The organism is Desulfobulbaceae bacterium, assembly GCA_015231515.1.
Classification (GTDB): Bacteria; Desulfobacterota; Desulfobulbia; order Desulfobulbales; family VMSU01; genus JADGBM01.
Genome location: JADGBM010000020.1, coordinates 24,493 through 31,537, shown reverse-complemented (window position 1 = coordinate 31,537; position 7,045 = coordinate 24,493). Strand labels below are relative to the sequence as shown.

At 46.8% G+C, this 7,045-nt stretch carries 8 protein-coding genes and 1 pseudogene (1 of these 9 cut by a window edge); 5 read left to right on the top strand and 4 right to left on the bottom strand.

The features are described 5' to 3' along the window. From HQK80_05370 to ccoS, 4 genes are all read left to right on the top strand, one after another. Positions 1–368: FixH family protein (locus HQK80_05370; GenBank protein ID MBF0221646.1), on the top strand; the 368-nt coding region annotated here is incomplete at its 5' end. 2 nt (positions 369–370) lie between these two features. Then, positions 371–499: a cbb3-type cytochrome c oxidase subunit 3 gene (locus HQK80_05365; GenBank protein ID MBF0221645.1), complete on the top strand. Its 129-nt coding sequence runs from the start codon at positions 371–373 to the stop codon at positions 497–499. Positions 500–511: 12 nt separating this feature from the next. Continuing rightward, the gene (locus HQK80_05360) at positions 512–2,929 is read left to right on the top strand and encodes a heavy metal translocating P-type ATPase (GenBank protein ID MBF0221644.1); all 2,418 of its coding nucleotides are present in this window, start codon (positions 512–514) and stop codon (positions 2,927–2,929) included. Then, entirely contained in the window at positions 2,926–3,150 is a 225-nt protein-coding gene (gene ccoS, locus HQK80_05355; GenBank protein ID MBF0221643.1) for a cbb3-type cytochrome oxidase assembly protein CcoS, read from the top strand. Before HQK80_05360 ends, ccoS begins: the two co-directional genes overlap by 4 nt. On the opposite strand, the gene HQK80_05350 is transcribed toward ccoS, so the two are convergent. Next, positions 3,094–3,744 carry a sulfite exporter TauE/SafE family protein gene (locus HQK80_05350; GenBank protein ID MBF0221642.1) on the bottom strand — a complete coding sequence of 217 codons (651 nt, stop codon included), beginning with the start codon at positions 3,742–3,744 and terminating at the stop codon, positions 3,094–3,096. The two genes, ccoS and HQK80_05350, sit on opposite strands and share 57 nt — an antisense overlap. A 15-nt stretch (positions 3,745–3,759) precedes the next feature. Between HQK80_05350 and HQK80_05345 the strand changes: the two genes are divergently transcribed. Continuing rightward, positions 3,760–4,278 (top strand): TlpA family protein disulfide reductase, encoded by a 519-nt coding sequence (locus HQK80_05345; GenBank protein ID MBF0221641.1) that lies wholly within the window; start codon positions 3,760–3,762, stop codon positions 4,276–4,278. A 6-nt stretch (positions 4,279–4,284) separates the two neighbouring features. On the opposite strand, the gene HQK80_05340 is transcribed toward HQK80_05345, so the two are convergent. The 3 genes and pseudogenes from HQK80_05340 to HQK80_05330 form a co-directional block, all read right to left on the bottom strand. Continuing rightward, complete coding sequence (locus tag HQK80_05340) at positions 4,285–5,427, bottom strand: sel1 repeat family protein (GenBank protein ID MBF0221640.1); 1,143 nt, start codon at positions 5,425–5,427, stop codon at positions 4,285–4,287. Between the two features lie 510 nt (positions 5,428–5,937). Then, the gene (gene maf / locus HQK80_05335; GenBank protein MBF0221639.1) at positions 5,938–6,537 is read right to left on the bottom strand and encodes a septum formation inhibitor Maf; all 600 of its coding nucleotides are present in this window, start codon (positions 6,535–6,537) and stop codon (positions 5,938–5,940) included. A 245-nt stretch (positions 6,538–6,782) separates the two neighbouring features. Next, a pseudogene (locus tag HQK80_05330) lies at positions 6,783–7,045 on the bottom strand (SDR family oxidoreductase); it runs 493 nt beyond the window's last position.

Genomic DNA, 7,045 nt, shown 5'->3' with positions numbered 1-7,045 from the left:
GCGACGTTGATAATGCTTACGAGAAAGGAATGCAATACCCTGTTGAACTTGAAAAAATTGCTAAACTCGGCTGGAATTTTTCCGTCAAGAACAATCTCGTTGTTGCCGGCGCCCCAGGAACGGTCGAACTGTTGATTGTTGACAATGAAGGGATCCCTGTGCAAGGGGCTCAGGTATCAATGGAATTTTCCCTGCTCACAAAACCAGATGGCCTCCCCAGTCAATCAGCCCCAGAGAAAAGCCCAGGGCAGTATCTAGCCACTGTTGATCTGCCTGTTCACGGGCACTGGCTTGTTGACGTAAAAATCATATACAATGGCGAGACCTTGCTGCACACATTTAAACTTTACATTGAAAAGGGCAAATAACAATGAACCTGATAATGATGTACGGATTACTTCTCGTTGTGGTTTTTGTAGCCATAATCATCTACTTCTATTCACCAAAGAGAAAAGATGAGGTTGAAGAGGCCAAGTATACAATGCTTGATGATGACTGAGTGATGGCTTAAATGGATAGTACCTCCACAGAGCATGAGGTTAAATGCACCCACTGCCTGCTTGAAATCAGCCCCCATGATGCTTTGTATCTTGAAAATAAAGCAGGCAGGCAACTTCCCTTTTGCTGCAGTGGCTGCCGTGGAATTTTTGAGTTAATTAACGAAGAAGGACTCAACTCCTACTATAGCCGCAGGCAGGGCTGGACCAGTGGCCCACCAGAAACCGCCACGATTCATATCGAGCTTTTCACAGAAAGAATCATCGAAGAAAAAAACGGCACCCTCTCAATTGATTTTTTATTAAGCGGTATCCGTTGCGCTTCCTGCATCTGGCTAATCGAAAAGGTTGTTAGTAAGATTGCTGGTGTAGAAAGATGCCAGCTGAACTATGCGACCAACAGGGCCAAGATTGTTTGGCAGCCATCCACTACCAGCCTCCCGCTGATACTGACTCAAATACAGAGACATGGCTATACCCCCCATCCTGTCGACGGCAATGAGATGGAAAACAGGGAAGGGCGCGAACTGCTCATTCTTTTTGGAACTGCGGCTTTTTTATCCATGCAATTAATGATTTATTCCATGGCTCTTTATGCGGGCTATTTCCAAGGCATGGATCCTGGCATGCGTCTGATTTTGCAAATTGCCGCCGGCCTGGTTGCCACTCCAGTTGTCTTCTTCAGCGGCAAACCATTTATAAAAGGTGCCATCGGCGGGCTGAAATCATTTCACTTCAGCATGGATTTTTTAATTGTTCTGGGCGTTGGGGCAGCCTATTTCCTGTCAATTTACCAGACCGTAATTGGCGGTGAAATCTTCTACGACACCGCCGTGATGATTATCACCTTGATTCTCCTTGGCAGATTAATTGAATCGGGCGCCCGAAGAAAAGCTGCTGGCGCAGTCCGTGCCTTGGCCTCTTTAGTCCCGGATCAGGCACGACTTGAGGAAGATATCTATCAGCCTGTCAAAAGCATCACGGTTGGCCAAGAGATCATCGTTTTGCCCGGTGAACGTATTCCTTTAGACGGTATAGTAATCAATGGCAGCTCCGAAGTAGATGAATCGATGCTTACCGGGGAGTCGCGCCCATTAGGCAAAAAGGTTGGCGCCCCCGTTCTGGGGGGAACAGCTAACTTAAACGGCAGAATCGTCGTCAAGGTTACGCATACCGTTGCCGAAACTGTTCTGAGCCAAATCATTAAGTCGGTTGAAGAGGCCCAGTCGAGAAAAGCCCCGGTTCAAGCTGTGGCCGATCGAATCGTAGGATATTTCGTACCAGCGGTACTGCTGGTTGCTGCCGCTGCATTTTTCATGGCACTTAACGAGCATTCTATTGAGGAGTCTGTTATTCGAATGGTTTCGGTGTTAATTGTTGCCTGCCCCTGTGCACTTGGCCTTGCAACGCCTCTGGCAATTCTGGTAGGTACTGGAATTGGAGCCAGCAGAGGAATATTATACAAGGGCGGTGACATTTTAGAACATGCCAGCAAAATCAAGCGGGTTGTTTTCGATAAAACAGGAACCTTAACAACCGGCCAGATGGCCGTTGCCGAAGCAGATATTCTGGGGCGAAAAACCAGCAAGGAACACTGTTTATTGCTGGCAGCATCCTTGGAGTCTGGTTCCGAACACTCAATCGGCAAGGCATTTTTAAGAGAATACAAGGCACGTGATCTTTACCCTGTGAAGGAATTTAAAGCGCATATCGGCTTAGGTGTCAGCGGAACAGTTGAGGCAAAAGAGTATCTTTTAGGCAGTCTTCCTTTTATGCTGAAATCAGGCGTGGTGATTGATGATGCGAACGCTGACTTTCAACAAAGAGGTGAAACTCTTATTTATCTTGCACAGGGCACAGAGCTGCTGGCAATATTCAATATTACCGACAAACTCCGGCCAGAGGCTTCGAGTATGGTTTTAGAGCTAAAAAAACTTGGCATTCAAAGCTCACTGGTTTCAGGGGACCGACAGCTTGCTGTAAGCAGGGTTGCATCGGCTGTTGAGATGCATGATTACCGGTATGAGGCCATGCCTTTAGATAAAGTTGCCTATATCGAAGATCAACAGAGAGCCGGTTATCGGACTGCCATGGTCGGTGATGGCATTAATGACGCCCCAGCTTTAACAACCGCCGACGTAGGTATTGCAGTTGCCAAAGGCACTGATATTGCGATGGATAGTGCGGATATTGTCCTTATGCGAGATGATCTCAACTTAGTAACAGAGTCACTGATTTTGGCCGACAAGACATTCTCAACAATTAAGCAGAATCTGTTTTGGGCCTTCGGCTATAATCTGCTCGTTTTGCCTGCCGCCTTTCTGGGACTGCTGCACCCTATAATCAGTGCGGCGGCCATGGCCTTAAGCTCCTTATGTGTCGTTGGCAACTCCCTTCTCCTCCGCAAACACAACTCAGGGGCTGATTCATGATCTGGACAGCGGTTATGCTCTTGTTGTTTTCCCTTTTTCTGGGAGTTGCGGCCTGGCTGTTCTTTGTATGGGGTGTGAAGAGCGGCCAGTTTGATGATATTGAGGGTCCAAAATACCGAATTTTTGACGATGATGAAGAGGAAAACCTTATTGGGCGCGATAACTCAGAGGGCAGCAACGATAAAATAGATGCCCATCCCGATCAGCAAAAGCATGGATAGTTTATTAAAAATCCCGCGTTTTGAGATAATATAGTTTCCGAACAGTGCTGCCGTCAGCATCGCAACAGATGTGCCCAAGCCAAATGCTGCCATGGCTGAGCCTCCTGCTAATGGGCTCCCAAGCGCAACAGCACTGACTAGAGCACTGTAGACTAAACCACAGGGCATAAAGCCAAGGGTGATTCCCAGCAGAAACGGACTGCTTGGTTCAACTTTGCGAATACTGTTGATAATGGCAGTTACTAAAGTTATGCTTTCAGCTTTTTTTAAAAGATTCTTCCCCACAAGACCAAAAAGACCATACAACACTAAAAATATTCCGGCAGCAATCGCAGCAAAGCCCTGGATTCGGATCAGATCACCACTAATTTTACCCAGGATTCCACAGAATAATCCTAACGAGATGTATGTTGTAATGCGCCCCGAATTATAGGTTATATGCGGAAGAAGGAGTTGCAGTTTGCCGGATTTCTCCTTACAACTGAAGCGGGAGGCGATGTAGAGGACAAAGGGGTTGCACATCCCGACGCAGTGCCCAAATCCTCCGAGAAGCCCCAGGACAAAAAATCCTGTTATATTGTTATATACACTCATCACGAATTCACTTTTATGAAATCACTGCTTTATCTATTCTTTACTGGCCTTGTTTTTCTTACAGGATGCACAAGGCCGGAGGCGTTAGGTCCCGGCGCCACGTTTCCCGCACTTTCGGTTGAAAACCTTTCAGGAGAAACAGTGGCTGTTCCCGCGCAATTTTCGGCCGAGATGCGTCTAATTTCCATCAGGACCCTTGGTTGCCGCTTCTGTAAAAGTGATTTTGCCGAGATGGAGAAACTATACCAATATTATGACAGAGATAAACTTGCTATTTTCGTGATTAATGTTGGTTTTGAGAAAAAAAATGTAGCGGATTTCCTGCGGGACAAAACTGTTTCATTTCCGGTGCTGGTAGACAAGGCGATGGAATCGATGAAACTGACAAAGACCACAATTTTGCCGGTTGTTTATCTTATTGACTCAAGAGATGTCATTATAGCGCGTATTCAAGGCAGCTTCAGCTTCGAAGAAATCAGATACGAAATAGATTCTTTTGCAGAAAAATCTCTCAGAGAGAAAAACTCTTTATAACTGGATCTACAAGGAGTTATAATCTTCCCCATAAATTTCTGCATAGAGTCTTCTGGATAACTCTTTGGCTTCAGAAATTTTCTGCGGAGTCAAAATATTGTCGGCAAGTGTCTTATTGGCAATCGCCTTCTGATCCTGCTTCAATGCCGCAATCGTCCACCAGGCATAGGCAGAGACCAAATCTTTTTCAAAGCCAAAACCTCTGGCATACAGATAGCCAAGATTATGTTGCCCCGTGGCATTACCCTGCTCAGCTGCCTTTGTGTACCAGTGTATAGCTTGCTTATAATCCTGACCAATGCCCAGTCCCTCCTGATAGATGCGCCCTACCCGACATTGCGACTCAGCATGTCCCTTTTCTCCAGCCTTTGTAAACCAACGCAGGGCCTGGGCGTAATCCTGACTAACCCCAGTTCCAACCTCATACATTCGCCCGAGGCTATATTGAGCTTCAGCGTGACCTTGCACCGCGGCTTTGAGATACCACTGAACTGCTTTCGAGTATTCATCGCTATCATCAGCACGAGATTCACCGATACGGCCAAGACTATACAGTGACTCAGTATGGCCCTGCTCTGCGGCCTTAGTATACCAGTCTATCGCCTGCCCATAATCCAGCTTAACACCAGCACCGGACTCGTACATACGACCTAAACTATACTGGGATTGGCCATGTCCCTGATCGCCGGCCGTTGTGTACCAGTGCCTCGCTTGTATGTAATCCTGGACGACACCAGTGCCCGAACCATACATACGTCCTAAACTGTATTGCGCCTCAAGGTTTCCCTGCTCTGCCGCTTTCATGTACCAGTGCCTGGCCAGCTCGTAATCAGGGCTAGCACCCGCACCAGTCTCATACAGGCGTCCCAGGTTATATTGTGATTCAACGTGCCCCTGTTCCCCTGCCTTAGCATACCAATGCCTTGCCAGCCCATAATCACGTTCGACAACAGAGCCTTGTTCATAGGCCTTCCCAAGGCTAAACTGAGCAAACACCTTGCCCTCAGCAGCATAGCCCAGATGATAACTGAACTGTATCTGCTCCCAGGACTCCTGTATTTCCTCTGCAAACACCTGGTCAGGCGCTGTAGCCACGAGCGATAGAAGGAGTAACAATATGATTGGCAGTAGTAAAAACAGTCTCTTCATAGATAGTTCCAAGCCTTAAACTCGACTTCGTTTCAGAATGAAAGTTCACTGATACCGCGACGACAAACAAGTAACTGGAAAAACAGAGGTTGTCAAATATTTCAAACTAAGCGATACTCTCAACAGGCTTCCCCTGTCAACAGTCCACTCTCCATTTAACCTTACACCTAATTAACGGGTTCTAAGGTTTTCAGCCACCTCGGAATATGGCTGAAAGTCAGTGGTCATCGCTAAAGAATTTTGACAATACGCATGGAGCACCATTTCACACTATGGTTTGCTGTAGGAATTTATTTAAGAGGACAGAAAGAACCGGCTCGGTGTTATGCCTGAGCTGGGTAAAACCAATACGGATATTCATCCTTGTTGATGTTGCCGCAAACACCAGCTATGTCCTCATAAATCAAGGGAGGATTAGCCTGATTGCCATCTTGCTGACTGTGATCAATCTTGCTCTGTGCAACACTCTGCTAACCGAGTGTAAGCGCAGTGTGGCATACCACCGAATGCTCAAGAACCGGGGCCAATAATCCCCAATCGCAACATTTCGTTGGTAATTTCGGCAAGCGGCAGACCAACTACATTGCTGTAGGATCCAAAGATCTCTTTAACCAAAACCCCGCCAAATGATTGAATCCCATAGGCACCTGCCTTGTCAAGCGGATCACCCGTTTTCACATAAGCAGCCAGAATATCATCAGAGAGATCATTAAACCAGACTTCTGTTTCAGAAATTTGTTGAACCGATCTGTTTTGCTGAAAACAGCTGATGCAAAAGCCGGAAAGCACTCGATGCCTCTTGCCGGAAAGTTGTTTAAGCATGGCAAGCGCTGCACTGCTGTCGCTTGGCTTACCTAGAACTTCATCGGCAATCACAACCGCTGTATCAGCTGCAATGACCCATACTTCCGGCACGGTCACAGCGATGGCTTTGGCCTTTTCTCCAGCAACACGTTGAACGTATTTTTCCGGTGATTCTTCTGCCAGAAGGCACTCGTCAACTTCTGCGGCCCGGACTTGAAAATCAAGGCCAAGAGATCTCAACATCTCCTGGCGACGAGGTGAGGCAGAGGCGAGAATGAAAGGCTTTAGGGTTTTGTAGAGAGGCATTGGGAGGGTTATCGGTTTAAATGGTTTGAATTTAACTGCAACAATCGAACTACGAATACTCGAACTACGATCATTCAAACAGAACTGCTTTCGACAAAAATTATTATTTAGTCGTCGATCAAGAACGACATGTAATCATACTTGCCTCGAACATTCAAAAGGCTTTTCCTTCGATTATTCGTAATTCGTCATTCGATTGTTTGTCTTTTCTCTTCCCAAAAAGCTACCCTCATCAAACGCCAAAATCAGGCCCTGATCGAATAGCCGCCGTCAACCACGATGGTCTGGCCGCTGATCATGTTAGCCAGTTCACTACACAGAAAAAGACTGACATCAGCAACATCTTCCGGTGTTGTCAAACGGCCAAGCGGCGTACGCGCCCTGGCCGTATCAAGAATTTCGTCGCGATTAGGGAATTTTTTAAGGGCTTCAGTATCGACGGCGCCCGCACTTAAGGTATTAACATTGATTCCTTTCGGACCAAGTTCCACAGCAAGATGTCGCACCA

Excerpts from the sequence above, each read along its gene's own strand:
- HQK80_05365 (MBF0221645.1), top strand. The coding sequence starts at position 371 with ATGAACCTGATAATGATGTACGGATTACTTCTCGTTGTGGTTTTTGTA.
- HQK80_05360 (MBF0221644.1), top strand. The coding sequence starts at position 512 with ATGGATAGTACCTCCACAGAGCATGAGGTTAAATGCACCCACTGCCTG.
- ccoS (MBF0221643.1), top strand. The coding sequence starts at position 2,926 with ATGATCTGGACAGCGGTTATGCTCTTGTTGTTTTCCCTTTTTCTGGGA.
- HQK80_05350 (MBF0221642.1), bottom strand. The coding sequence starts at position 3,744 with ATGAGTGTATATAACAATATAACAGGATTTTTTGTCCTGGGGCTTCTC.
- HQK80_05345 (MBF0221641.1), top strand. The coding sequence starts at position 3,760 with ATGAAATCACTGCTTTATCTATTCTTTACTGGCCTTGTTTTTCTTACA.
- HQK80_05340 (MBF0221640.1), bottom strand. The coding sequence starts at position 5,427 with ATGAAGAGACTGTTTTTACTACTGCCAATCATATTGTTACTCCTTCTA.
- maf (MBF0221639.1), bottom strand. The coding sequence starts at position 6,537 with ATGCCTCTCTACAAAACCCTAAAGCCTTTCATTCTCGCCTCTGCCTCA.